Annotated in this window: 1 protein-coding gene; it reads left to right on the plus strand. The window is 45.0% G+C overall.

Annotation, left to right across the window (positions count from 1 at the left end; genetic code table 11):
• Positions 1-313 (plus strand): hypothetical protein (locus CWC16_RS19990; RefSeq protein ID WP_171037703.1); only part of this gene is annotated, 313 nt, incomplete at both ends.

Consider the following 313-nt stretch of genomic DNA (forward strand, 5'->3'; position numbering starts at 1 on the left):
CCACGGAATACCTGCAAAAAGTAGATAAATATTGCCACTCCAACCTCAACTGGATGCATCATAAAAGCCTTCCTGAAAAGTTGGATTTTCTGCAACGGCAACATGAACAATTTATCGCACCAGGGGAAGAACTCAGTTTCAATAATCAGGGTGCCACTTTTGTTAATACCCATCGCTTGCAGGCTCTGCTGAAAGAACACAGAACGGTGTATATTTCCCAGGAAAAACACAGCTGCATCGTTCAGCTATGGGATGTCCCCCATACCGACGGAGCCCAGCAACTGATCGTTTATGATCCCGATGAAGGTATCTA

The sequence above is a fragment of the Pseudoalteromonas sp. S3776 genome (assembly GCF_005886915.1).
GTDB lineage: Bacteria > Pseudomonadota > Gammaproteobacteria > Enterobacterales > Alteromonadaceae > Pseudoalteromonas.